This window comes from Nonomuraea sp. NPDC049028 (genome assembly GCF_043197735.1).
Lineage (GTDB): Bacteria > Actinomycetota > Actinomycetes > Streptosporangiales > Streptosporangiaceae > Nonomuraea.
In genome coordinates, this window is sequence record NZ_JBICTR010000002.1 from 284,704 (window position 1) to 307,648 (window position 22,945).

26 protein-coding genes are annotated in these 22,945 nt (G+C 69.3%); 12 read left to right on the forward strand and 14 right to left on the reverse strand.

The window, feature by feature from the left end; translation table 11 throughout:
• The gene (locus tag ACGFJ2_RS07640; RefSeq protein ID WP_393465806.1) at nucleotides 1-1,254 is read right to left on the reverse strand and encodes a PfkB family carbohydrate kinase; all 1,254 of its coding nucleotides are present in this window, start codon (nucleotides 1,252-1,254) and stop codon (nucleotides 1-3) included.
• 131 nt (nucleotides 1,255-1,385) lie between these two features.
• On the opposite strand from ACGFJ2_RS07640, the gene ACGFJ2_RS07645 reads away from it, so the two are divergent.
• A complete protein-coding gene (locus tag ACGFJ2_RS07645) occupies nucleotides 1,386-2,144 on the forward strand; it encodes a DeoR/GlpR family DNA-binding transcription regulator (protein WP_357941832.1) in 759 nt (252 codons plus the stop codon).
• A gap of 10 nt (nucleotides 2,145-2,154) precedes the next feature.
• Complete coding sequence (locus tag ACGFJ2_RS07650) at nucleotides 2,155-3,495, forward strand: 6-phospho-beta-glucosidase (protein WP_358177165.1); 1,341 nt, start codon at nucleotides 2,155-2,157, stop codon at nucleotides 3,493-3,495.
• Nucleotides 3,496-3,536: 41 nt separating this feature from the next.
• Here the strand turns inward: ACGFJ2_RS07650 and ACGFJ2_RS07655 are convergent, their stop codons facing one another.
• Both ACGFJ2_RS07655 and ACGFJ2_RS07660 read right to left on the reverse strand, forming a co-directional pair.
• Nucleotides 3,537-4,478, reverse strand: a complete 942-nt coding sequence (locus ACGFJ2_RS07655; RefSeq protein ID WP_393465809.1) for a hypothetical protein — start codon at nucleotides 4,476-4,478, stop codon at nucleotides 3,537-3,539.
• A gap of 78 nt (nucleotides 4,479-4,556) precedes the next feature.
• Complete coding sequence (locus ACGFJ2_RS07660) at nucleotides 4,557-5,051, reverse strand: DUF1772 domain-containing protein (protein WP_357941838.1); 495 nt, start codon at nucleotides 5,049-5,051, stop codon at nucleotides 4,557-4,559.
• Between the two features lie 121 nt (nucleotides 5,052-5,172).
• On the opposite strand from ACGFJ2_RS07660, the gene ACGFJ2_RS07665 reads away from it, so the two are divergent.
• The 3 genes from ACGFJ2_RS07665 to ACGFJ2_RS07675 all read left to right on the forward strand — a co-directional run bounded on the left by ACGFJ2_RS07665 (nucleotide 5,173) and on the right by ACGFJ2_RS07675 (nucleotide 8,182).
• The gene (locus ACGFJ2_RS07665) at nucleotides 5,173-6,420 is read left to right on the forward strand and encodes a hypothetical protein (protein ID WP_393465811.1); all 1,248 of its coding nucleotides are present in this window, start codon (nucleotides 5,173-5,175) and stop codon (nucleotides 6,418-6,420) included.
• A 180-nt stretch (nucleotides 6,421-6,600) separates the two neighbouring features.
• Nucleotides 6,601-6,924: a peptidase inhibitor family I36 protein gene (locus ACGFJ2_RS07670; protein ID WP_357943098.1), complete on the forward strand. Its 324-nt coding sequence runs from the start codon at nucleotides 6,601-6,603 to the stop codon at nucleotides 6,922-6,924.
• 148 nt (nucleotides 6,925-7,072) lie between these two features.
• Nucleotides 7,073-8,182 carry a hypothetical protein gene (locus tag ACGFJ2_RS07675; protein WP_393465814.1) on the forward strand — a complete coding sequence of 370 codons (1,110 nt, stop codon included), beginning with the start codon at nucleotides 7,073-7,075 and terminating at the stop codon, nucleotides 8,180-8,182.
• On the opposite strand, the gene ACGFJ2_RS07680 is transcribed toward ACGFJ2_RS07675, so the two are convergent.
• From ACGFJ2_RS07680 to ACGFJ2_RS07690, 3 genes are all read right to left on the reverse strand, one after another.
• A complete protein-coding gene (locus tag ACGFJ2_RS07680; protein WP_357941844.1) occupies nucleotides 8,167-8,622 on the reverse strand; it encodes a MerR family transcriptional regulator in 456 nt (151 codons plus the stop codon). The two genes, ACGFJ2_RS07675 and ACGFJ2_RS07680, sit on opposite strands and share 16 nt — an antisense overlap.
• Before the next feature lie 16 nt (nucleotides 8,623-8,638).
• The gene (locus ACGFJ2_RS07685; protein ID WP_358177177.1) at nucleotides 8,639-9,397 is read right to left on the reverse strand and encodes an SDR family oxidoreductase; all 759 of its coding nucleotides are present in this window, start codon (nucleotides 9,395-9,397) and stop codon (nucleotides 8,639-8,641) included.
• 228 nt (nucleotides 9,398-9,625) lie between these two features.
• A complete protein-coding gene (locus ACGFJ2_RS07690) occupies nucleotides 9,626-10,039 on the reverse strand; it encodes an ATP-binding protein (RefSeq protein ID WP_357941848.1) in 414 nt (137 codons plus the stop codon).
• 54 nt (nucleotides 10,040-10,093) lie between these two features.
• Between ACGFJ2_RS07690 and ACGFJ2_RS07695 the strand changes: the two genes are divergently transcribed.
• Both ACGFJ2_RS07695 and ACGFJ2_RS07700 read left to right on the forward strand, forming a co-directional pair.
• Nucleotides 10,094-11,020: a Scr1 family TA system antitoxin-like transcriptional regulator gene (locus tag ACGFJ2_RS07695; RefSeq protein ID WP_393465817.1), complete on the forward strand. Its 927-nt coding sequence runs from the start codon at nucleotides 10,094-10,096 to the stop codon at nucleotides 11,018-11,020.
• The gene (locus tag ACGFJ2_RS07700; protein ID WP_358177182.1) at nucleotides 11,010-11,219 is read left to right on the forward strand and encodes a DUF397 domain-containing protein; all 210 of its coding nucleotides are present in this window, start codon (nucleotides 11,010-11,012) and stop codon (nucleotides 11,217-11,219) included. Before ACGFJ2_RS07695 ends, ACGFJ2_RS07700 begins: the two co-directional genes overlap by 11 nt.
• 60 nt (nucleotides 11,220-11,279) lie before the next feature.
• On the opposite strand, the gene ACGFJ2_RS07705 is transcribed toward ACGFJ2_RS07700, so the two are convergent.
• Both ACGFJ2_RS07705 and ACGFJ2_RS07710 read right to left on the reverse strand, forming a co-directional pair.
• The gene (locus ACGFJ2_RS07705) at nucleotides 11,280-12,254 is read right to left on the reverse strand and encodes a rhomboid family intramembrane serine protease (protein WP_357941854.1); all 975 of its coding nucleotides are present in this window, start codon (nucleotides 12,252-12,254) and stop codon (nucleotides 11,280-11,282) included.
• A gap of 216 nt (nucleotides 12,255-12,470) precedes the next feature.
• Nucleotides 12,471-13,313, reverse strand: coding sequence for a helix-turn-helix transcriptional regulator (locus tag ACGFJ2_RS07710; protein WP_393465821.1), 843 nt, complete (start codon nucleotides 13,311-13,313; stop codon nucleotides 12,471-12,473).
• Between the two features lie 101 nt (nucleotides 13,314-13,414).
• On the opposite strand from ACGFJ2_RS07710, the gene ACGFJ2_RS07715 reads away from it, so the two are divergent.
• Both ACGFJ2_RS07715 and ACGFJ2_RS07720 read left to right on the forward strand, forming a co-directional pair.
• Nucleotides 13,415-14,110 carry an SDR family NAD(P)-dependent oxidoreductase gene (locus tag ACGFJ2_RS07715; protein WP_357941860.1) on the forward strand — a complete coding sequence of 232 codons (696 nt, stop codon included), beginning with the start codon at nucleotides 13,415-13,417 and terminating at the stop codon, nucleotides 14,108-14,110.
• Between the two features lie 54 nt (nucleotides 14,111-14,164).
• On the forward strand, nucleotides 14,165-15,070 hold the full coding sequence (locus ACGFJ2_RS07720; protein ID WP_393465823.1) for a hypothetical protein: 906 nt from the start codon (nucleotides 14,165-14,167) through the stop codon (nucleotides 15,068-15,070).
• Here ACGFJ2_RS07720 and ACGFJ2_RS07725 read toward each other — a convergent pair.
• Nucleotides 15,067-15,810: an SDR family oxidoreductase gene (locus ACGFJ2_RS07725; protein ID WP_393465826.1), complete on the reverse strand. Its 744-nt coding sequence runs from the start codon at nucleotides 15,808-15,810 to the stop codon at nucleotides 15,067-15,069. The two genes, ACGFJ2_RS07720 and ACGFJ2_RS07725, sit on opposite strands and share 4 nt — an antisense overlap.
• A gap of 83 nt (nucleotides 15,811-15,893) precedes the next feature.
• Here ACGFJ2_RS07725 and ACGFJ2_RS07730 point away from each other — a divergent pair, with 83 nt between their 5' ends.
• A complete protein-coding gene (locus ACGFJ2_RS07730) occupies nucleotides 15,894-16,367 on the forward strand; it encodes an RrF2 family transcriptional regulator (protein ID WP_393465828.1) in 474 nt (157 codons plus the stop codon).
• A 61-nt stretch (nucleotides 16,368-16,428) separates the two neighbouring features.
• Here ACGFJ2_RS07730 and ACGFJ2_RS07735 read toward each other — a convergent pair whose 3' ends face one another.
• From ACGFJ2_RS07735 to ACGFJ2_RS07750, 4 genes are read right to left on the reverse strand one after another with little or no spacing between them, the layout of a single operon-like run.
• Complete coding sequence (locus ACGFJ2_RS07735) at nucleotides 16,429-16,743, reverse strand: YbaB/EbfC family nucleoid-associated protein (RefSeq protein ID WP_357941868.1); 315 nt, start codon at nucleotides 16,741-16,743, stop codon at nucleotides 16,429-16,431.
• A gap of 3 nt (nucleotides 16,744-16,746) precedes the next feature.
• Nucleotides 16,747-17,145, reverse strand: a complete 399-nt coding sequence (locus tag ACGFJ2_RS07740) for a YbaB/EbfC family nucleoid-associated protein (protein ID WP_358177200.1) — start codon at nucleotides 17,143-17,145, stop codon at nucleotides 16,747-16,749.
• Nucleotides 17,142-17,957 (reverse strand): hypothetical protein, encoded by an 816-nt coding sequence (locus ACGFJ2_RS07745; RefSeq protein ID WP_393465832.1) that lies wholly within the window; start codon nucleotides 17,955-17,957, stop codon nucleotides 17,142-17,144. The genes ACGFJ2_RS07740 and ACGFJ2_RS07745 overlap by 4 nt, the downstream gene beginning before the upstream one ends.
• A gap of 49 nt (nucleotides 17,958-18,006) precedes the next feature.
• The gene (locus tag ACGFJ2_RS07750) at nucleotides 18,007-18,519 is read right to left on the reverse strand and encodes a hypothetical protein (RefSeq protein ID WP_357941875.1); all 513 of its coding nucleotides are present in this window, start codon (nucleotides 18,517-18,519) and stop codon (nucleotides 18,007-18,009) included.
• Nucleotides 18,520-18,745: 226 nt separating this feature from the next.
• Here ACGFJ2_RS07750 and ACGFJ2_RS07755 point away from each other — a divergent pair, with 226 nt between their 5' ends.
• Nucleotides 18,746-19,522: a phosphotransferase gene (locus ACGFJ2_RS07755; protein WP_358177205.1), complete on the forward strand. Its 777-nt coding sequence runs from the start codon at nucleotides 18,746-18,748 to the stop codon at nucleotides 19,520-19,522.
• 178 nt (nucleotides 19,523-19,700) lie between these two features.
• A complete protein-coding gene (locus tag ACGFJ2_RS07760; RefSeq protein ID WP_357941879.1) occupies nucleotides 19,701-20,492 on the forward strand; it encodes a SigB/SigF/SigG family RNA polymerase sigma factor in 792 nt (263 codons plus the stop codon).
• A gap of 78 nt (nucleotides 20,493-20,570) precedes the next feature.
• Here the strand turns inward: ACGFJ2_RS07760 and ACGFJ2_RS07765 are convergent, their stop codons facing one another.
• The gene (locus tag ACGFJ2_RS07765; RefSeq protein WP_393465836.1) at nucleotides 20,571-22,937 is read right to left on the reverse strand and encodes a SpoIIE family protein phosphatase; all 2,367 of its coding nucleotides are present in this window, start codon (nucleotides 22,935-22,937) and stop codon (nucleotides 20,571-20,573) included.
• Nucleotides 22,938-22,945 lie beyond the last annotated feature (8 nt).

The following is a 22,945-nucleotide window of genomic DNA, read 5'->3' on the forward strand; positions in this document are numbered from 1 at the left end:
TTACTCCTTTTGCGCAGGCACGCGGGACGTGCTCGGACCCTCGGGCTCGTCGGGTGGACCGTCGGCCGTGGCGCCCTCAGGCCCGCCGGACGCCTCGGCGGCGGTCCTGGCCGGTGGCTTACCCGGCGTCCGCGGCGCCATTCCCACGTCGGCCTGCCGGGCGATGGTGGCGGCCGCCCGGCGTACCGCGCCCACCGGGTCGGTGGGCACCAGCTTGTCGAGGAAGCCGTAGCGGCGTGCCAGCGAGTCGCCGTAGGCGCCGCTGTGGCCGGCCGCCGCCCGCACCTCGTGCCACCAGTCGGCGATGTCCCCCCAGCCGGGCGCGGCCAGCGAGCCGCCGAACTGCTGTACGGCCAGCGCCGCGCAGACCCCGGCGAACGCCAGCCGATCGGCCAGCGGCCAGTGGCACAGGGTGCCGAGCACGAGGCCCGCGCCGAAGACGTCCCCCGCGCCGGTCGGGTCCAGCGCGGTCACCCGCGGAGCCGGGACGAACGCCTCCTCACCCGTCAGGGAGTCGATGGCCATGGCGCCGTTCGCCCCGTCGGTGACCACGGCGAGGGGGACCCGGTCGGCGATCGCGTACAGCGCGTCCCGCGGGCTGTCGGTGCCGGTGTAGGCCATGGCCTCGACCGCGTTGGGCATGAACGCGTGACAGACCGCGAGCTGCTCCAGCAGGGCGGCCGACCAGGTGCCGGAGGGATCCCAGCCCACGTCGGCGAAGATGAGGGCGCCGTCGAGCTGCGCCTTCTCGGCCCAGTTGCACTTGCCGGGCATGCCGAGCGGCTCCTCGGCCGACAGCGTCACGATCGCCGCCCTGGAGCGGGGCGGGGCGCCGATCATGTCCGAGGCGGCCATGGGAGCGGAGTGGCCGTGGGTCACCATGCTGCGGTCGCGGTCGACGGCCATGGAGACCGTCACCGGCGAGTGCCAGTTCTCGAAGCGCCGGGACCTGGACAGGTCGACCGACTCCTGCTCGGCGAGCGTACGCCAGCAGAAGTCGGCGTAGTCGTCGTCCCCGAACGCGGCGGCCAGCGAGGTGCGCAGACCCAGCCGGCTGGTCGCGATGGCCAGGTTGGCGATGCCACCCGGACATGAACCCATGCCGTCGGCCCAGATCTCCGTGCCGGCCGCGGGCATGGCGGGCAGCCCGGTGAACACGATGTCGAGGAAGACCGTGCCCGCTAAGAAGACGTCGAACTGCGGCCCCTCCGGGGTTCGCTGATCGGCTAGAGGGTCATACGCCTGGGCAGACACAGAACAAGTCCTCCTCGGCAGAGCGAGATGTGCGCAATCTTGCATGTTTGCTCGCGCACTTCAAGTGTTTTGCGCGAGGTTTTGGTCAATGATGCTCACACATGAACAGATATGACTGATACGATTCCCGCGTGCTTCAGCGCCTCAGGCATGCCGAGATCATGCGCCGGGTCCGCCTCTCAGGCGCCACGAGCGTGAGCGATCTGGCCAGCCAGCTCGGCGTGAGTCCGTCGACCATCCGCCGCGACCTTGAGGTGCTCGACCGCGACGGCACGCTGCGGCGGGTGCGCGGCGGCGCTCTCGCCGAGGTCGACGCCGACGCCGACCGGCCCTTCGCCGAGGTGGCGGTGGTCGACGAGCGGGACAAGGAGGCGGTGGCCGGGCGCGCCGCGCAGCTCGTCCGCGACGGCGACGTGGTCCTGCTCGACATCGGGACGACGACCATGCAACTGGCCCGCCGGCTGCGTGGCCGCCGCGTCACCGTGGTCACCTCCAGCCTCGCCGTCCTCGACGTCCTCCGCGCCGACCCGGCGGTCGAGCTGCTGCTGCTCGGCGGCATGGTCCGCCGGCCGTACCACTCGCTGGTGGGCGTGCTGACCGAGGAGGCGCTGCGCCAGGTGTGCGCCGACCGGGTGTTCCTGGGCGTGAGCGGCGTACGTCCGGACGGCCAGCTCGTCGACACCACGCTCGCCGAGGTGCCGCTGAAGCGCGCCATGATCGCGGCGGCGGGCCAGGTGGTGTTACTCGTGGACCGGCACAAGTTCCCCGGCACCGGCGCGCTGCGGGTGTGCGGTCCGGAGGACATCGACGTGCTGGTCACGAACGCGGGCGCCGACGAGACGACGCTGCGCAACTGCGCGGCCGCGGGTGCCGAAGTGCAGGTCGTGTGAAGGGGTTTCCATGAGACTGACCGTGCTCGGTGGTGGCGGCTTCCGGGTCCCGCTGGTCTACGGCGCGCTGCTGCGCGACACCGCGAAGCCGCGCGTGGAGCAGGTGATGCTGTACGACGTGTCGGCCGACCGCCTGGCGGCCATCCGGCACGTGCTCCAACAGCTCGCCGCCGGGCACGACGACCCGCCCGAGGTGCTGACCACTACAGACCTGGACACCGCGCTGCGCGATTCCACCTTCGTCTTCTCGGCGATGCGCGTCGGCGGGCTGGCGGGCCGCACCGCGGATGAGCGGGTGGCCCTGGAGCTGGGCCTGCTCGGTCAGGAGACGACCGGGCCCGGCGGCATCGCCTACGGCCTGCGCACGATTCCGGTCGCCGTACGCGTGGCCGAACGGGTGGCCGCCCTCGCGCCCCAGGCATGGGTGATCAACTTCACCAACCCGGCCGGCATGATCACCGAAGCCATGCGGAGCGTGCTCGGCGACCGCGTGATCGGCATCTGCGACTCGCCCATCGGGCTGGTCCGCCGGGCCGCCGCCGCCCTCGGGCTCGACCCGTCCCGCGTGTCGCCCGACTATGTAGGGCTGAACCACCTCGGCTGGCTGCGCGGGCTCACCTACCAGGGCCGTGACGTGCTGCCCGAGCTGCTCGCCGACGACGCGGCGCTGGGGCGGGTCGAGGAGGCCCGGATCTTCGGCGGCGACTGGGTACGGACCTTGGAGGCGCTGCCCAACGAGTATCTGTACTACTACTACTTCACCCGCGAATCCGTCGCCGCCATGTCCGGGCAGACCCGTGGCGAGTCTCTGCTCGGGCAGCAGGATCGCTTCTACGAGGCCGTACGCGCCCGGCCCGAGCAGGCCCTCGCCGAGTGGGGCAGGACACGCAAGGAGCGCGACGAGTCGTACATGGCGGATACGCGGGAGATCACCGACGCCGGTGAGCGCGACGCCGTCGACCTGGAGGCGGGCGGCTACGAAGGCATCGCGCTCGCCCTGGTGGGCGCCATCGCGCGTGGCGAGCCCTCCACCATGATCCTCAACGTCCGCAACGGCGGCGCGGTGGCCGGGCTGCCCGCGGAGGCGGTCGTCGAGATCCCCTGCGCGGTGGACGGCTCCGGAGTCCGGCCCCTGGCCACCCGCCCGCTGCCCGGCCGTTTCCTCGGGCTCGTCCAGCAGGTGAAGGCGGTCGAGCAGACGACCATCGAGGCCGCCCTGTCGGGCTCGTCCCGCCTGGCCGTCGAGGCGTTCGCCCTGCACCCCCTGGTCGACTCGGTCGGCACGGCGCGCAAGCTGCTCGACGGCTACCGGGCCCGCATCCCGGAACTGGCCGCCGTCCTTCGCGGGTAGCACTCGCCCGCACACGTAGCACCCGCCCGCCCCTTCTTCGGTCAGTCGTGGCGCTCTTCGGGCACGTTTCCGAGCGCGCGGAGCGTGGGCAGGAGCGCGGTCAGGACGCGGGCGTAGGCGGTGAGCAGATGGGGCAATTCATCCGCCTGCTCCCACAGGGAGTCGACGAGGTCGCTCTCTTCTGACGATTGCGCACCGTCCCATTCATCGGACAGCTCCCAGGCGCGTTCCTTGGCCGCGACGGCGATCTCCACGGCCCTGGAGGCGAAGCGGACGTTGTCCACCATGGGCGGAGCGACACCGGCGGCGGTCAGGGCCTGGACGAGGTCGTCGCTCTCCGGCAGGAGCGGCATCCGGTGCTTACGCCACATCTCGCCCCACAGGCGCTGCCGCCGCCCCTCCGGAGTCCCGTCCTCGACGAGCATCGGATTGCCCTCATGGTCACGCTGGAGGATCAGCCCGAGCTCCGCCGCGAACGCCTTGCCGCCGACCGGGATGCCCTCCGGCGTCCAGCACTGATCCATGCTGCCGGCGAGCTCGGCCAGCCGGCGGTCGTCTTCGGGTATGGGGGGCAGACAGGCGAGTTCGGCCGGGCACATGCACGAGCTCGGATCGCCGGCCGCCGCGCGTCCACGGGTCAGCGGAACGCCGGTGAGCAGCGCCATCACCGCGCAGACCGCGAGGTCGACCCACCAGGCGATGAACTTCTGGGCGGCCTCCTCGTGCTCGTCGACCATGCTCTCGGCGAGGAGCACCCGTTGGACGATGAGCGACACCAGCGGTTCGAGCCTCGTCCCGCCGACCACCCGGCCGGACGAGGAGTCTTGCTGGCGCACCCGTTCGGCGAGGCTGTAGGAGTCGCGGTAGTGCTTTTCCGCGGTGGCGTGGTCGGTCACGGCATGCTCGGCGATCTCGGCCACGCCCTCGAGAAGCCGATCGATCGACTCGTCGGTCAACGGCTGCCGGGCGGGGGAGGAGTACACGGTGGGGGCCTCCTGGCAACTGGCTGTTGCCGGAAGATTACTCTCGGGCGCCGCCGCTCAGGGCGGATTCCGCTTTGATCAGCTCGACTTGCCGTGTACGACGAGCGCCCAGGCCAGCAGGCCGAAGGCGGTCGTGGAGCCGAGAACGCGGACGAGGTTCCAGCCCACCCACCGGGCCTCGTCGAACCGCGCGCGGACCGCGGCGAGGTCGGCGATGGAGTCGGGGTCGCCGGCCGCCTTGAGCGCGTCGTTGAGCGGCACGTTGATCGCGATCGTGATGACGAACGTGACGATGTAGAGGACGAGCGCGACCGCGACCCACGGCAGCTCGGGCCGCCCGATGTGGGTGATCGTGGCGACCACGGTGAAGATCAGCGCGCCCAGGAAGCCGCCGCCCATGAACCACGGGTTGATGATGGCCCGGTCCATGGCCTGGAACGCGCCGACGAAGGTGCGGTCGTCGGTCTTGGCCAGGCCGGGCATGACGGTGTGCGCGTAAAGGCCGAAGACACCGGCCACCAGCCCCATCGTCATCGTGGCGGCCATCAGCGAGACAACCCGCAACACGTCCATGGTGCTACTCCTGGGGAGACGGGGGGTTTGTGGCTCGTTGAGGATAACAAGCGGCCCCTGTCGCGCCCCTGTCGCGCGGCTGTCGTGGGGGGCGGCTGAACCCCGCGATACCCTCGAGATCGTGACGTTGTTCGGCATCCGTCCAGAACAGGGCGTACGACTCACCAACATCTTCGCCACACCCTGGCACGTGACGGACGGCGGGAAGGTGGCGCCGGCGGGCGAGCGGCCACGGCTCGGGCGGCCGGAAACCTACTTCACCGGCTCGGCGACCCCTCAGGTCCTGCACAAGCTGGCTCTCGACCATCACAAGGTCGAGTTCGAGAGCTGGGACCGGCCGCTCGCGAGTGCCCGGTTGTGGCTGTTCGCGGTGCCGTCCACGCAGATCGTGGCCGTGCTGACCCTGGACGTCGAGGACGAGCTGGCCGACACGGTCGATCTGCTGGAGGACTGCTTCTACGCCGACCTGAAGATCGACGGCCGCTCGCTGGAGGATGTGGCCGCGGAGCTGGCGGGCGGCACCGGCGGGTTCTTCCCCGAACGCCACCAGCTCGCCTTCAGCTCCCAGCTTCCGCCCGAGACGTCCGACGACCTGGTCAAGCGGGTGATCTACCGTGGTGATCTCCCGGAGCGCGAAGAGTTCAGCACGATCACGTACCCGAGCGAGCTGAACCGGCGCCCGGAGACGACCGCCGCCGTGGGCCCGTACGTCAGCGTGCTCTGCGGCCAGCCGAAGTACGTGGAGGACGGCATCTTCCTCTCCGCCGTGCAGGGCGTGGCGAGCGCGGCGCGGCTGCGCGAGATCCGGTCGGTGGCCTACCAGGCGGTGGAGGCGTTCCGCGGCCGCGACCGGGGCTGGCAGGACACGCGGGAGCGGCGGCGGAGCCTGGAGTCACTGACCGACCAGCTCGGCGACCTGGAGCTGGACCTCAGCTACAGCGTCGAGGCGACGGCGGACCTCGGGATGATGGTGCCGTCGTTGCGGGTGGCGGGCTACCACGACGCCCTGTACGCGACGATGGGGCTGGTGGGCAAGGCGGAGAACGTGGCACGCATGCTCGAACGGCTCGCCCGGGCGATCAGGGCCGAGCTGACCTCGATCGAGAGCCTGGAGCGGCGGGCGGACGAGGACCGGCGGCTGCGGTGGACGGTGGCGGTCGGGTTCGTGTCCACGGTGGCGATACCGGTGACCCTGGTGCTCACCTTTTTCGGGGTGAACGCGCATGAGGTGGATGCGCGGGTGTCGATGTTCGCCGGCCGATACTGGGGGATCTACGGCTTGACGGTGGCCGTGGTGGCGGTCGGGGTGGGGCTGCTGCTCGGCCTCTATCTGCGGCAACGCCACGAAATGCGCCGAGACCGCCGCTGAACCGCGGTTGGGGTCTTCCGCGGCAACCCCGAGGTTTGGGGATGCCGTCGCGCACGCTGCCCGGGTGACTGTGGGGGCTGACAGGGCGGATCACCGCCAGTTCGGCGGATGACCCCCGGGACTGCATTGGAGAGCAAGATGCGCAGATCCACGATGTTGGTGCTCCTGCCCGTCGTCACCATGCTCGGCGGGCTCTGCATCACGTCGTCCGCTTCGGCGGTGTCAACGGCGGCCCCCTCGCCGCGTACCGCTGCAGCATGTCCCCAGTCCAGGCTGTGCTTCTACGACGACACCGACTTCAACGGAACTTTGGATGTTAATCGGTCAGTTCCACTTCACCTTTGCCTCGGTAGCTCATTCGCCGCCAGATCGGTGATCAACAACACATTGTTCGCACACAACATTTGGCGAGAAAGCGGATGTGAGGGGGAAAGCATCCACGTTGGTCCAGGCGAAAGGGTTACCGACATCGGATTCGACGCTCACTACGCGTCGAGGGCCTGACACGAGCTCCACCAGCCTCTGTACGATGGCGGTTCTGGGCATTACGGCGCCCGCCTCTGCCGAATGGCATACCCGCAACCCCCGAACAGGGCAAAGATCGGCCGAACGGCACATGGGCCGCGTCGACCCAGGCCAGCAGGCTGGTCGTATGGCAACGACAACCCCACGATCCCTGATCTCGCGCTGGCCCGCGTGGTCGGCCTACGCGGCGGCCCTGTGGTCTCTGAGCTACGGCCTGCTCGGCGCGGCCTGGGCGCTCGGCGCGCCCGGCTTCCCCTGGGGCGCCTCCGACCCCGATCTCGACGGGAAGCTGTCCATCCTCGCCGGCGCCACCCCACGGCCCGGCGGCTGGTGGATCGCCGCGTTCGGCGCGCTCGGCGCGATCCTCGCACTGACACTGACCCGTACCGGACGCGGACGCGGTCCGGCCTCTCTCACACCCCTGCTCCTGGCCTGGCCCATGGCGGCAGTACTGATCGTCGTGATCCCCGACTCCCGCCTCATGATGGGCGTGGCCTATTCACCGCTGCTGGTTGCCGCGCCGCTCTTCGACCTGAACGTGGGCGACACCACCCTGGCCGATGCCTGGCCGTGGCCGGTGGTCAACCAGCTCGTGTGCGTGCTGGGCGGACTGCTGCTGGCCGCCGCGGCGCTCGCCTATCAGCGGCGTCGCCGTGACGCCTGCCGTACGTGCGGGCGTACCGGCCAGGACGGCTGGACCGCGCCCGAGGCGGCGGCTCGGTGGGGGCACCGGGCCGTCTACATCGCCGCCACCGTGCCGCTGGTCTACTGCGCGACCCGGTGGTGCTGGGCGCTCGGCGTCCCGCTGGGGGTGAGCAAGGAGTTCCTCGTTGAAGGCGCACGCGATGCTCCCGGCATCTGGCTGGCCGGTGCCTACCTCGCCACCTTTGGCGCCGGCGGCGGCCTGCTCACTCTCGGGCTGGCGCAGCGCTGGGGCGAGGTCTTCCCGCGCTGGATCCTCGGCCTGAGGGGCAGGCTTGTGCCGCCGCTGCTCGCCATCATCCCGGCGACGCTGGTCGCGATCATCATCACGGTGGCCGGCATGACGTACATCCGTGGGGCGATCGCGGGCCGGTTCTCCATGTCGGAGTGGGGCGCCTGGCTGCCGGAGACGTTGTGGCCGGTCTGGGGAGGAGCGCTGGCAGCGGCGGCCCTCGCCTACCACCTGCGCCGCCGGGGCCAGTGCCGCCACTGCGGCCAAGGCGCCGACCGCCCGTCACCTCAGCTGGTCTCCTGATCGTGAGTGCGGCGGGTGTAGGCGGGGTGGCGAGCGATGGTGCCGGGTTGCCGCGTCGTCGCGTTGCCGTTCAGAGCCGCTTGCCGAGGCGTCGCGTTGCCGGTCAGAGCCTGCACGAGCCGATCTCGTACGGCGCTCAGCTCGGCGATCCGCTCCTCCAGAGCCGCGACTTTCCTGCTCACCGCTTCCACACTGGGCGGACAGGCCGGTCCCAGCGACACCTCGCCATCGTCCAGGCAGGGCAGGAAGCCGCGTACGTCCTGGGCGGTGAAGCCGTTCGACAGCAGGAGCTGAATGTTGCGGACCTTGGCCACCGCGCTGCCGTCGTAATGCCGGTACCCGTTGACGGCCCGTTCCGGCTCAAGCAGGCCCTGCTGCTCGTAATAGCGCAAGGCCCGGACGGTGACGCCGCTCGCGCGCGCCAGCTCCCCGATCAGCACTACTGCAGTTTATGCCTTATGCTCCCGCTGCCACGGAGAGGCCGCCGTCGACGCGAACCACCGTGCCGGTGAGGTACCCGGCCTCGGGCCGCGTCACGTTCACGATCCACCAGGCGATCTCACCGGGCTGGGCGATGCGACCGAGCGGAATGCGTCCGACAAGTCCTTCGCCCGCGGCGGCGATCTGCTCCTGGGTGAACCCGGCGTGCGCCAGCACGGGCGTGGCGGTGATGCCAGGCGCCACGGACACGACCCGCACACCCTTGGGCGCGAGCTCGACCGCCCAGGTGGCCGTCAGGAAGTCGAGGGCGACCTTGGTCGATCCGTAGACGGAGTTGTCCGGCCAGCCGTACGAGGGCGGGTTGGAGGACACATTCACGATCGTCCCCTTCGCGGCGGCCAGGTACGGCAGGGCGGCCTGGGCCAGGAAGAGGGGCGTGAGGAGGTTCGTGGCGATCTGCTCTTCAGCGGTGTGGCGATCGATCGTCCCGAGCGCGGCGGGCCGAGTGATCGCGGCATTGTTGACCAGGACATCGATCCTGCCCAGGCGCTCCACCGCCGCCGCGACGATGCGCTCGGGCCCATCGGCTGCCGCGCCGTCCGCGACGAAGGTACTGATCGAGGGGTACGCGGCAGCGGTCTCCTCCAGACGCGCGGCGGTGCGACCGACCACGAGCACTCGCGCGCCCTCGGCGGCGAACTGGTGAGCCGTGGCACGGCCGATCCCCGTGCCGCCTCCGGTGATGACCACGCCCTTGCCTGCCAGGCCGTCCATGAGTGTCCTCTCTGTCCACAGGTGAGTGACCGCGACGCTAAAGGCTGACCTGGGGGTCAAGGTCAAAATGGGGGCTCCGTCCTCGAGTTACGACGCGGGCGGCTGGGAAAGGCCCTCAGACGGAACGCTGCGGCGGATGCGCGTCTGGGGGCCTTCTCCTCCCTGGGGGCAAGGGAGGTCTGCACCCCACGGCAGGTAGAGGCACCGTCGTACCGACCGTGGGGAGGTCTAGCGAGGCAGCAGCGCCCACACGACGCGCTCGCCAACCGGACTGCGGTGGGTATCCCATTGGCCGTTGGTGAGGGCGTCCACGACCAGGAGTCCGCGGCCTCCGGTCTCGTTCGGTCGAGGCCGGCGCGCGCGTGGAGTTTCGCCGGAGTTGCCGGGGTCGGTGATGGTCAATCGCCAAAACCCCGACTCGGGGGTTAGGTGCATTCGGACCCATATGGCGTTCGCGTGAATGATGGCGTTGGTGAGCAGTTCTGAGGCTATTTCCTGAAGGTCGAGAAGGGTGGGATGGTCCGGGCCCACCCATTCCACGAGTTCTCGGCGGGCCAACGAGGGAATCCGGCGGGATTCCGTCTCGCCCGTCGTCCATACCTTGACACCTGCGTACGGGGGGTTAGACACAGCTGCTCGCATGGCCACCTCGGAACGTACGGATCTCTTGCGATTGTGCGGTTACAGGTCACAAGCATGGCCATGGTCAATGCGGATGTCTTCCGGAATCCCCCTCCAAAAGCTTCACAACCTGTGGTTGTCTTTGTGCGTACGGGTGTGCACGCGGCGGTGAAAGGGTGTGACATGTCGGAAGATGGGAATAAAGCTGCGAGAAACGCCAGCGAGGAATATCGGGCCCGAATGCTGAAGTATCGAACAGCAAAGGATCTCACTCACGCCCGTCTCGCACCGCTCCTTCCCTGCAGTGAGAGTTTGATAGGCGCGGTTGAGCGAGGCACCCGGCTGCCCACCGAACCGTTCACCCGGCAGCTCGAAAAGGCATTGGGGCTGCATGGCGAGCTGCTGGAGCTGCTGCCCCCGATCAGAGGCTTGGGCCAGAAGTGGTTCAGGAAATGGCCGGCAGCCGAGCAAGCGGCGCGATTCATCCGGGTCTACGAACTGGCGTTGATCCCCGGCCTCCTCCAGACCGCCGACTACGCCAAGGCGGTCTTTCAGGGCGAACCGGGGGCCCTACCCGCCGACGTAGAAGAGGAGGTCAAGGTTCGGCTCCAACGCCAGGCGATCTTGTCTCGGGTCTCTCCGCCTACCCTCTCCGTCATCCTGGATGAGAGCGTCTTGCGGCGGGAGGTCGGCGGACGTGAGGTGATGAGAGCGCAGCTGGCAAATCTGCTTGCTCTGATGGCCCGTCCATGCATTACGGTTCGGGTGATTCCCCTGGCATCAGGGGCTACGGCTGGATTGGTTAGCGCATTCGCGATAGCCGACACTGACGACGGTACGCAGACTGGCTACATCGACAGCGCCGAGAGCGGCGAGGTTACGCACCAGACAGAAATGATCCGGAAGCTAGGCGAGCGATGGGAGGTGCTGTCCGCTCTTGCGCAGCCCATCTACGAGACCGAGAAGATCATTCAGAGGGTGATGGAAAGTCATGACCGATAGGGAGTTGGTCACCGCTGCCTGGCGAAAGGCGACGGCCAGCGGCGGTAATGGAGGCAACTGCGTCGAGGTCGCCCCCCTGAGCGGTGGACGCGTAGGGGTGCGGCACAGTCGGCATCCGGAAGGTCCTGTCCTGGTCTACACGCAGGCTGAATGGGATGCCTTCCGGGATGGGATGTCCAAGGGAGAGTTCGACTTCTAGTCGGACCGGCGGGGGCCTGCCCGGTCGGGTGGGCCCCTTGTGGGCACGGCTTGGACTTCGTCATTGCCTGGCTACTTCACCTGGAAGCCCCCGCACATACGCTTCCACATCGCCTTGATTCAATGAACTGCCGCTGGGCCAGAACAAGCCGAGGTCGTGGGTCTTCACCGCCACCAAGACAGCGAGCAGAACGAGCATCGCACCCATCGCGGCAAGGTGGTATTTGCGCGGCAGATAAGCCAGAGCGAGCGCGGTGGCGCCACCCACGATGAGCCCACCGAGATGTCCCTCCCAGGAGGTGAACCCGGCCGAGATCACCAGCCAGATCAGGAAGAACATCATGAGCCGACCGCCCCCGAGCGGGTCGTGGCCAAGCCGCCGGCTGAAAACGAAGTACGCAGCCGCCAACCCGAAGATCGCTCCCGACGCGCCGACCGCTTCCGTGTCAGGGGAGATGAGGTACTCAAAGACCGAACTGCCCACGGCCGCCAGCAGGTAGAGCCCGACGAAGCGCAGCCTGCCCAGCATCTCCTCGACCGCCCGGCCCAGGGTCCACAACCAGTACAGGTTGAAGACGATGTGCAGGATGCCGAAACCGCCCTCAGTGGGTTGCAGGTGCAGGAAATTGGCCGTGATGAGCCGATACCACTCGCCGGCGGCCACACCAATGGGCGTCAGGCCGGTGTCGCTCTCGTAAACGTAGTACTGTCCGTCCGCGCCCAGCAGTCCGATGCCCAGGCCGTCCAGCCGGTCCACGAGCGAGGGCATGGCGATTTCCCCGGCGTAGGCCAGGACGATGATGACGATCAGAGCGTAGGTGACCACCGGAACGGCGGACACTTTGCCACCGAAGACGGTCCTGGCCTGCCGTACCGACTTGTTGCCCTCACGTACGCATTCGACGCACTGATGACCCACGGCCGCGTCCCGCATACAGTCAGGGCAAATGTAGCGGTCGCAGCGCGTGCAGCGGACATAGGTCTCGCTCTTGGAGTGCCTGTAGCAGGTCGGCACCTCGGAAATCTGCTCTTCCACGTCACTCCACACCTTCGACGGTTCCGGCGGAGAGCGAGAGTATCGAATTACCGGTATATAGGCGTTTTATTGATCAAATCGATTGTGATCCGATTCGGCCCCGAGTTCGGTCGTTCGGCCTCCTTGCGTGGGCGTCGCGCATCTTGTCCGCGGCCATGACCACGGGTCAAGATCCTTGCGGAGTGGGCCCGTCCTGTCCTGGAGGAGGGTAAGAGGCTAGCCGGGGGTCATGGTCTGGGTGCCGATGGTGCCGAGCAGGGCGAGTTTGGTCTCCGATTCGCTGCCCGGCTGCGCCGTGTAGATCACGATCCGCAGGTCGCCGTGCTGGCTGGTGAGGATGTCGCAGTCCAGGTCGATTCTGCCCACCTCGGGGTGGTCGACGCTCTTGGTTGCCTGGTGGCGGTCGGAGACCAGATGGGCGTCCCACAGCGTGCGGAAGGAGTCGCTGTGTTCGCGGAGCTGCTGGACGAACGCGTGCAGCCGCGGGTCGTCGGGATAGCGGGCGGCGGTCCGCCGGAGGTCGGCGACCATCGAGCGCTCGAAGTCCGTCCACTCGGCGGGTGTCATGATGATCCGGTGCGGCTGGCCGGTGAAGGCGAGCCAGAGCACATGGCGTTCCTGCTCGTCGAGGGCCGACGGGTCGCCCATCAGCGCCGCCCATGGCCGGTTCCAGAGGATGAGCGTCCACATCGCGTCGTACACGGCGATCGGGTGGTCATCGAGCCGGTTCAGCAGCCTGCGTACGCTCGCCGGGATCAACTGGCCGATCCGCCCGCTGCCGACCGCGTGGCCGGCCAGCAGGAAGAGATGGGTCTGTTCGGCGTCGTCCAGTTGCAGCGCCCGCGCCAGCGCGGCGCACACCTGCGCCGACGGCGTCGAGGCGCGGCCCTGCTCAAGGCGCACGATGTAGTCGGCCGACACGCCCGCCAGCATCGCGAGCTCCTCGCGCCGCAGGCCCCGCGTGCGCCGTTGTCCGTTGGCGGGCAGGCCCGCCTGTGCGGGGGGCAGTCGCTCGCGCCAGACTCGCAGGATCGTCGCCAGTTCGCCGTTGCCACTCACCCCCTCATCGTCGCACCACCCCGCCGCTCGTGCCTGGTACGGGTGTTCCCAGGAAGACCCTTCGCTGGTACGACCTGCGACGACGGTGTGAGGCTGGAGTCATGACAACAACAGTGATCACCGGGGCCAACAAGGGCCTCGGCTTCGAGACCGCCCGCCAACTCGTCGCAGCGGGCCATACCGTCTACATCGGCGCACGCAACGAGGACAACGCCCGGCGGGCGGCGAAGGAGCTGGGCGCGTTGCCGCTGCTCATCGACGTCACCGACGAGGCGTCGGTCCAGGCGGCCGCGGAACTCGTGGACAAGGAGCAGGGCGGCCTGGACGTCCTGGTCAACAATGCGGGCATCGCCGGTGGTGCGCCTCCGGCGAGCGAGTTCACCGGGGCGGACCTGGAGACCGTCCTGAACACCAATGTCGTGGGCGTCGTCCGGGTGACCCACGCGTTCCTGCCGCTGCTGCTGCGCGGCGGGCATGGAGTCGTGGTCAACGTCGGCAGCGGCCTCGGTTCGTTCTCCCGGGTCCACGACCCCGAGCGCATCGAGTCCAAGGTGCCCGCCTTGGCCTACACCGCCTCCAAGGCCGCGCTCGCCATGCTGACCGTCCAGTACGCGAGGCTCTGCCCCGAGCTGCGGGTCAACGTGGTCGACCCCGGCTACACCGCCACCGATCTCAACGGCTTCAGTGGGACCCAGACCGTCCAGGAAGGCGCGGCCCCGATCGTACGAGCCGCGCTGCTCGGCGCCGACGGGCCCACCGGCGCGTTCTTCGACCCCGCCGGAGTGGCACCCTGGTAACGCCTGAACCGGTCGGCGGGCAGGTGACGTCTCACCTTTGTGAATCTCCGTCACGTGGCCGTCGTCGTCACAGCGATCTGCGCGGTCACCGTCCTGACAACATCCTCGGCGAGCAGCCCGCCAACCGTCCCGACGTCGTGCCCGCGACAGTGGGGAGGCCACCACGCCGGTGGCTGGGTGCCTGCCGCCGGGCAGATCGACGAGGCCGGAGATTACCTCGTACCCGGCAGGCCGGTCACCGCGATGATCTGCGCGTACCCGGGCGACAACACCCGCATGGGCGGCGAGCGGCTGGCCGGAACGCGGACCCTGACCGGGGACGCCGAGGCCATGGCCCGCGACCTCGGCTACCTTCCGGTCAGCACGGAGGAGCGCGATGTCATATGCACGCTGATGGGCGGCCCGATGACCAACTACCTCATCCGGTTCGCCTACCCTGGCGGCGGAGGGCTCTGGGTGGGCAGCGCCGAGGAGGCCAACGGCTGCGTCCGGACCACGAACGGCACGGTCCAATCCCGCTCGTACGTAGGCCGGAGCCTCACCGCCGCCTACCGGACCGGAACATGGCGGCTCGTGCACCCCGACGACCCCTGCCAGATGCCCGGCGAGCGCCGGGGGCAGGACGAGCGGATGGTGCCCGACGAGCCCATCTCCGTCCTGGTGTGCAGGCGTGCGACCGGGGCTGGTGAGAGGGCTCCGCGGCGTGAGCACGGCAGTCGGACGGCAGGATCTCTGGCGGAAACGCTGAACGCCCTGGACGCTGGGGGGAAGGAGATCCTTAATGAGATCAGCTGCAACCCGGCCGACTGGTTCGATCTCCTGTTCGGATACGCGGAAGGGCCACCTGTCCGGGTGTCGATCGTGCTGGGCTGTGATCATGGCATCGACAACGGGTTTCTCAATGCGGCCCTTGATGATGCCCTCCGCGACCAGATCATCCGTCTTGCCCCGCCGGGCTAGCGCTGTTGCGCGAGCCACTCGTCGAAGGTGGTCGGCGCGATGCGGGCGTCCTTGCCGGGCAGCAGCGCGTTGCCGGCCGCCTCCGGGCCGAGTGCCGCCGACCACGTGGGCACGAGCTTCACCGTACGGCCGCGCGCCTCGTTGGTGCGCCGGGCCATGTCCACCAGGTCCTGTGGGTCGGGACCGGCGACGTCGACGTAACGTCCCCGCGGCTCGCCCGCCGCGATCTCGGCGAGGATGTCGGCCACGTCCGCGGGCGCGATCGGCTGTACGAGCAGCGGCGGGATCGTCGCGACACCGTCCTGCTCGGTCCAGCTCGTCAGCAGCGCGGCGAAGTCGTGGAACTGCGTGGCCGGGACGATCGTCCACGGCACCGCTCCCTCGGACACGAGGCGCTCCTGCTCCCGCTTGCCGGCGTAGTGAGCGTTGCCCTCGATGCCATGGATCCCGACGATCGAGAGCAGCACATGGTGACGGACGCCGGCTCGTTCCTCGGCGGCGAGCAGGTTTCGCGTGGCGGTGCCGAAGTAGGCCACCGTCTCGGCCTCGTCGGTCGCCGGTCCGTTGGTGACGTCGACGACCGCCTCGACGCCGGCCAGCGCGTCGTCGAGGCCGTCGCCGGTCACCAGGTCCACGCCCAGCGAGCGGCTGATCCGCACGACCTCGTGCCCGCCGCGTTCGAGGGCGGCGACGGTGAGGGCCCCGATGTTCCCGGTCGCACCGGCGATCGCGATCCGCATGATGATCTCTCTTTCTCTGGCTGACCCGCGAGACGCTATCACGGACTAAACAGGTCCATAATATCTGCGATAGGCTCGGAGGCGTGAAGCTGCCGGTGAGCACTGAATGGGTTCTGCACTGCGCCACGACGCTGGCGCAGCTCGATGCGGGAGCCAGTGCGTCGGCGGCACAGCTCGCGCAGTACTACGACCTTCCGGCGCCCTATCTCACCAAGCAGCTGAAGGCACTTGTCAGGGCCGGCCTGCTGGGCGCGACCACAGGTCCGCGAGGCGGGTTCCGGCTCGCGCTGCCCCCTTCCGAGATTACGCTCCTGCGGATCGTCGAGGCCGTCGACGGCACGTCCCCTCCGTACGAGTGCCGTGAGATCCGCCGGCGAGGACGGGGCGCGCTGCCTGCCGAGGACTGCCGCCGCACCTGCGTCCTCGCCGAGAAGATGGCCGACGCGCACGAGGCATGGCGAGGCAGCCTTGCCGGGGTCACCCTCGCCGACATCCTCGCCGAGCTGCCCCCTTCGGCGCCGGTCCGCACCCGGCGGCTCCTGGCGGGGACGGCGTAGGCCGCCCCCGCAGGACGGCGAGCCGGCGCAAGCTCAAGAATCTCAAAGCGCAGGTGAAGGGCTAGGCGATCGTGCCCGAAGCGGCGGGCAAACTCCCTAGCAGCGCGTCCCTGGAGGCCGCCGCGGCCTCCTCGGCTGTCGTGATCGCCGCGAGGATGGCGGCGGCCAAGCCCGTCGCGTCCAGTCGCCTCCTGCTCCGCGGGGAGATCTCCAACCGCGTGATGGTGCCGAGCGCGTCGGTGACGGCCACAATCCCACCCTCGTCGGCCACGCCGGCGAACTCGGCGGCACTCCACTCCTCCACCCTCGCCTCCGCCTGCTCGGCGGCGGCGATCAACGCCTCCAGCCGCGCCTGCGCCTCCTCCATGCCCTCCATCGCTCACTCTCCTCGCAGCACGTTGCGGATGTGGCCGTCGAGCGGGTCGGCGGCGCCCTCTGCGCTCGCGGTGTCAGGCGCTTGTCCCGTCAGATCCTGGACGACCTGAGTCAGCCGCTCCCCCATCGCGAGGTGGGCCGCGGCGATCGCCTCACAAACGGCCTGGGCGAGCTGGACGTGGTCCAGGCCGCGCAGCCCGCGCGGGTCGATGGACAACCCGCGCAGGCGGCCAGTGCCGGACACCTCGGCGCGGACGACCTCGGACGGGTCGGCGCCCGCCAGCCGTTCCTCCTCCAACTCGCCCAGCGCCCCGGCCAGGGTGCGCGCCCAGCCGTCCGTCTCGCGCAGCAGTCCGTCGACGTCGTCCTGCCGACCCCCGGCGAACGCCTCGACACGCCTCATGAGGCTTCCTTCGACATGGGAACCCAGTAGTTTTCCAGCTGGGTGGGGTCCGCGATCGCAGGAGTGAGGTGGAGATCGCGTGGCCCCAGCGCCGGGTTGCCGGACCGGTAGAAGGCGCCCCTCAGATCGTTGAGCTTGAGTTCGAGCTTGTTGAGGGTGCCCTCGTAGGAGTTGTACACGTCGGCGAACTGCTTGACCAGATTTCCTGCCGCGCTCATGAACAGGCCGACCTGGGTCATCAGGGCGACCCTCCCCACCGGGTGTGCGCTCATGGCGGCGACGGCGCGCAGTATGGGGGCCGAAGTGGCGTAGAGCCCGAACACCGACAGGTCGTACTCCAGTACCTCTTTGTACTGGCCGTGCATGGCGCCGCTCATCTCGTCAGTGATCTTGCCAAGCTGGCCGTACAAGCCGTTGACGTTAAAGCGGACGTACTGCTGGAGCGTATCCCTCGCTTGACCCTTCCAGTTGGGGGAGATGTCATCAAAAAAGGCACGCCACAAGTCGGACCGGCTGCCTTCCAGCAGTCCGGCCATGCTCTTCCACTGCTCACGCCGATCGTAGAACAGGAACGGGTTGCCCAGGTTGAGGGTGGCCGCCACGTCCAGCGCGAGCGCGGCGACGCCGAGCCCCGAAACAGCCATCGCGGCCCTGTTGGACTGGCGCAGCGGATTCAGCTCCGTGATCAGCCGCTTGTAGAAGCCGGGGTCGGTGCGCGGCTTGGGAGCGACTGTGACGGTCCGCTGTACGGTGCCGCTGGCGTTGGAGATATAGAGCTGCTGATTGGCCACAGGGGTGGTGCTGCCCGGCACGATCAGCTTCGGCGGTTCTCCAGACGGAGTCGACATCGCGAATCTCTCCTCACTCGGCGGTGCTGGCCCGCGCGGCGGCGACGTAGTTGTCCGCGGCTTTGTCAATCTTGCCGCTGTCGGTGCGCAGCACTTCGGAGAGGATGCCCGCGCTGTCCCGCCAGGTGTCGGCGATGGTGTTCAACCGGTTGACGAACATCAGCCCGACAATGGGCACTCCGGCCATGGGGGCCAGATTCCAGCCCTCGAAGCGAGGAGTCCACTGCTTGACGGTGTCCACGCCGGTGGCCGAGTCGTCCATGGTGCCGGCGAACTTCCGCACGTACCCCGCGTCGGTCTCGTAGCCTTTCGCGGGGCCGTCGGTGTCCTCGAGCAGTGGCGCGGACTTGGCCAGTGAGGCCTGCACCGGCTGCGCGCGTAGCCGCGACGGGAGGCACAGGGGCGGCGGGCACGCGGGGACGTGCGGACACGGGCTTACCAGCGACGGCGAGGGGCCGGGCGTCCCGAACGCCGGCGAGCCCGGAGAGGTGGTCGGCGAAAGGTTGCCGGGCGGTTGACTGGCCATGGATAAAGGTTTATCGGACGACACGGGACATTTTTACCACGATCATGGTAATTGTCCGCGCGAGCCCCCGTTTCCGCGGGGTGGGGGGTTTGTGTCGGTAGTGATCTCTATGGTCCCTGCCATGACGAGCTGGGACGAGATACGCGGACCAGTTGACCAGGCTCGTCCCCGGCCAGGCCGGAAAACCAGGTGCGGCGACCGGCGGGCCGGGAGTAGAAACGGCGTCATGGACGAGCAGCCCCTGCCGGGTGGCAGACATGTCGGCGGCGTACGCATCGGCGATACCGTCCATCGGCCCGCCAACCCCTGGACGCGCACCGTTCACACCGTGCTGAACCATCTGGAGGCGGCCGGGTTCGAGGGGGCGCCGCGGGTCCTCGGGTTCGACGAGCGAGGGCGCGAGGTGCTGACCTACCTCCCGGGCGACACGATCGGGGAGCAGGCTCCCTGGCCCGCGTGGCCCTGGTCGGACAGCGCGCTCAAGCAGGTCGGGGCCTGGATGCGGCGGCTGCACGACGCGACGGCGACGTTCGTGCCCGAGCCGGACGCGGTCTGGTTCACCGGGCGTCCCTGGCGGCCGGGGCTGGTCATCGGGCACCACGACGCCTCTCCTTACAACGCGGTATGGCAGGAGGACGACCTGGTCGGGTTCGTCGACTGGGACACCGCCGGGCCGTCCTCGCGGGAGCGCGATCTGGCCTACAGCGCGTTGACGTGGGTTCCGCTGCACGCTCGGCGGGTCGTCACGGAGCAGGGGTTCACGGCGTTCGAGGATCGCTCCCGGCGGCTGCACCTGCTGCTCGACGCCTACGGCTACGAGGGCGACCGTACGGCGTTCCGCTCCGAGGTGGTCGACCGGGCGCGGATGAACGCCGAGGTCATCCGCCGGCTCGCCGAGGGCGGTGAGCCGGTCTACCAGGCGCTGTTGCCGTTCGCCGCGAACCTCGAACAGGCCGTGGTCGAGATCGAGGCGCTGCCGGAGGCCTTCTGGGAGCGCGGCTGAGGGATCGCCCGCGAGATGCGTGACCTTTTTGTTATCCTGCGGGCGTGACATCTCCGGAAAAGAGGAGATAATGAAAGCGAAGTCCAGCAGAGGGCTTCGTCTCGTGTTATCGAGGCGTGTCTCTGTCTGGGCTTTTGTCTTTGGACGGGACCGCCTGCAGTAGATATGAGGAGCAGGAATGACCGTCCAGCAGGCTCACGCTCAGCCTCAGGCACTCGTGCTCGACGAGATGACCGCCGAACAACTCCTGGTCGAAATGGTCAAGCCGGAGACCTCCGAGCTCGACAGGGTACGGATCCGCGAGCGTCTCGTAGCAATGCACGAGTGGCTGGCCAACGACATCACCCGCCGCTACCGCTACCGCGGCGAGCCCATCGAAGACCTGCGCCAAGCCGCCTACGTCGGCCTCATGAAGGCGATCAACGGCTTCGACGCCGAGCTCGGCCACGACTTCAGGGGCTACGCGGTCGTCACCATGACCGGCGAGGTCAAGCGCCACTTCCGGGACCGTACCTGGGCCATCCGGGTGCCGCGCGTCTACCAGGAGCGCCGCTCCGAGCTCAACAAGCTCGTCTCCGACCTCAGCCAGACCCTCGGGCGCGCCCCCACGGTCGCCGAGCTGGCCGAGAAGATGAAGATCTCCCAGGAGGACGTGCTGCTCACGATGGACGCCTCGGCGGCCTACAGCACGCTCTCGCTCGACGCCCCGACGGGTGTCGACGACGACTCCGCCTCCCTCGGCGACGTCATCCCCGAACACGACGAATCGCTCGACTCCCTGGTCGACAAGCACGCCGTCAAGCCGCTCATCGACGCGCTGCCCGTACGGGAGAAGAAGATCCTGTTGCTGCGCTTCTACGGCAACATGACGCAGGCCGAGATCGCCGCGGAGTTCGGGATCTCGCAGATGCACGTCTCGCGCATCCTGCGCAAGGTCCTCGACGACCTGCGCAAGGGCCTGTCGGACTGAGGTCCGCGGCCGCACCGCTTCGGCCGGCGCCACATCGCGCCGGCCGAAGCGGCGTCACCACAGGCGCCACCACAGGCGTCACCGCAACTCGACACCGATCAGGCACGTGTCGTCGTCGGTGTCGGAGTTGCAGTGCGTCAGCAGGTGGTCCAGCCGCAGGTCGAGGGTACGAGCCGGCTGCCCGGCGATGACCAGCAGGTGGTTCTGGGCGTGCTGCAGGGCGCGGTCCCGGCGTTCGATGAGCCCGTCCGTGTACATCATCAGGGTGTCGCCGGCTTCGAGCTGCAGTTGCCCCTCCTCGTACGCCGCCTCCGACACCGCGCCGAGCAGCAGTCCCTGGACCATCGGCAGCTCCGACGCGTTCGTCCCCCGGACCAGGAGCGGCGGCAGGTGCCCGGCGCGGGCCCAGCGCAGGACCTTGGTCCGCGGGTCGTACAGGCCGCAGATCGCGGTCGCGGTCACGCTGTCGGTGAGGTGGTGGGCGACCAGGTTGAGCCAGGTCAGCAGCTGGCCGGGCCCCGCGCCGGTGGCGGCCAGGCCGCGCAGGGCGTTGCGCAGCACGACCATGCCGGTGGCCGCCTGGATGCCGTGTCCGGCCACGTCGCCCACGGACAGGAGCACGTGCTTGGACGGCAGTACGACGGCGTCGTACCAGTCGCCGCCGACCAGGTGTTCCTCCTCGGCGGGCCGGTAGCGGACGGCGATCCGCAGCCCGAAGGCGTCCGTCGTCGCGTGCGTCGACGGCATGATGGCCCGCTGCAGTTGCAGGGCGAGGCGGTTGCGCTCGGCGGTCTGCTGCTCGCTGTGGGCGAGCTGGTCGCGGGTCGCGGCGAGCGCCACCTCGGTCCAGTGCTGTGAGGAAATGTCCTGATAAGCACCGCGTACGGCCAGCAACCGGTCGTCGGCTCCGAAAACCGGCTCCGCCACCACGCGGATGTGCCGGGCGATCCCGTCGGGCCGCTGAAGCCGGAACGCCGTCGAAGCCGAGCGCCGATGGTGCAGCACGGTGCGCAGGAACCGGCCGATACCGGTCTCGTCGTCGGGATGGGCGTGCTCGCGCAGCCGTTCGAGGGGGATCGGCTCGTCGCCGGGAGACAGGCCGTACAGGGCGAAGAGCTGGTCGTTCCAGGTGACCCGGCCGGTGAGCGCGTTCTCCTCGAAGCCGCCGATGCGGCCCAGGCGCTGGGCGTGCTGCAGGATGCCGGCCAGCCGCGCCCGTTCGTCCTGCGGCCGCCAGATGAGCAGCACGCAGTCGCCGTGGCGGGTGGCGCTGACGCCGGCCTCGGTGCTCAGCCGTACCTGGTCCACCAGGGTGTCGAGGGTCATGCGGTCGGTGCGGAACGGCTCGCCGGTCGCGTGTACGTGCTCGACCTTGGCGAACAGGCCGCCGTTCTCGGCCGCCAGCGGGTACGCCTCCAGCAGCAGCGCCCCGGTGACCCGGTGGTGCGGGCGCCCGGCCGGGTCGGCGAACCGGCCGTTGGCGTGCACGATGCGGAAATCGGTCAGTCTGCCGCGGCTGTCGAGGTGCGGGCAGAGCACCAGGGCGGGATCGTGCAGTCCGTCGGCCAGGTCGACGAGCTCGGAGAAGGCCGGGTCGGGCGACACGGGCCCGTCCGGCGCGAACGTGTCCAGGGTATGGGCGCACAGGTCCGCCAGCGCCTCGATCTGCCGCTCTATCTGCGGCGGCTGCGGCTCCAGGTCATGCGGCCAGCCGATCTCCAGGACACCCAGGATGCGGCCGCCCGTACCGGCGGGCACCGTCACCCGCCCGCCCTCGGCCGTCGGCCGGTGCCCGATGGTGGGCAGCCCGGCCTCGCGCAGGGCCGGGAACCAGACGGTCCGGCGCTCCGAGAGAGCCTGACGAGCCGGGGTGGCCACCCCCGGAGGGACGTACCGCCACCGCATGGCCTCCTCGGCGCTGAGCCCCGCGTAGCCGGCCAGGCTGAGCGAGGCGTCGGGACCGGCGGCCCACACGGCGACCGTCGTCGCGCCGAGCGGCACCAGCGCGTGCTCCAGGAGCGACTCGGCGACCGCCTGGGTGTCGCTCGCGCCGAGCGCGCCGCTCTCGGCGGCGCGCAGCCGCAGGGAGACGGAGTGGCGCGCACGGTCGTGGTCCGTCGTCGCCAAGCGCAGGAACTCGCCGGCCGTCTCGCTGATGCGGTCCTGCGCCGCCTGGTCGATGATGACCGAGGCCAGCTCCAGCTGCGACATCCCGGCCTGCTCGGCGAGCGTGGTGAGCTGGCGGGCGGCTTGGGCGGGGCCGCAGCGCAGCCGCTCGACCAGGACGCCCTTGGCCAGCTCGATCAAGGCGCGTCCGTCGGCGGCCAGGTGGGCGTCCTGGATCTCCTTGCGCAGCCGGTCGATCGTGGCGGCCAGCCGCCCGACGTTCGCGTCATCGGCTGAAGCCTCCGCATGGGCGGTGCCGGGCTGCTGTGCTGGTTGCAAGGTGGGAC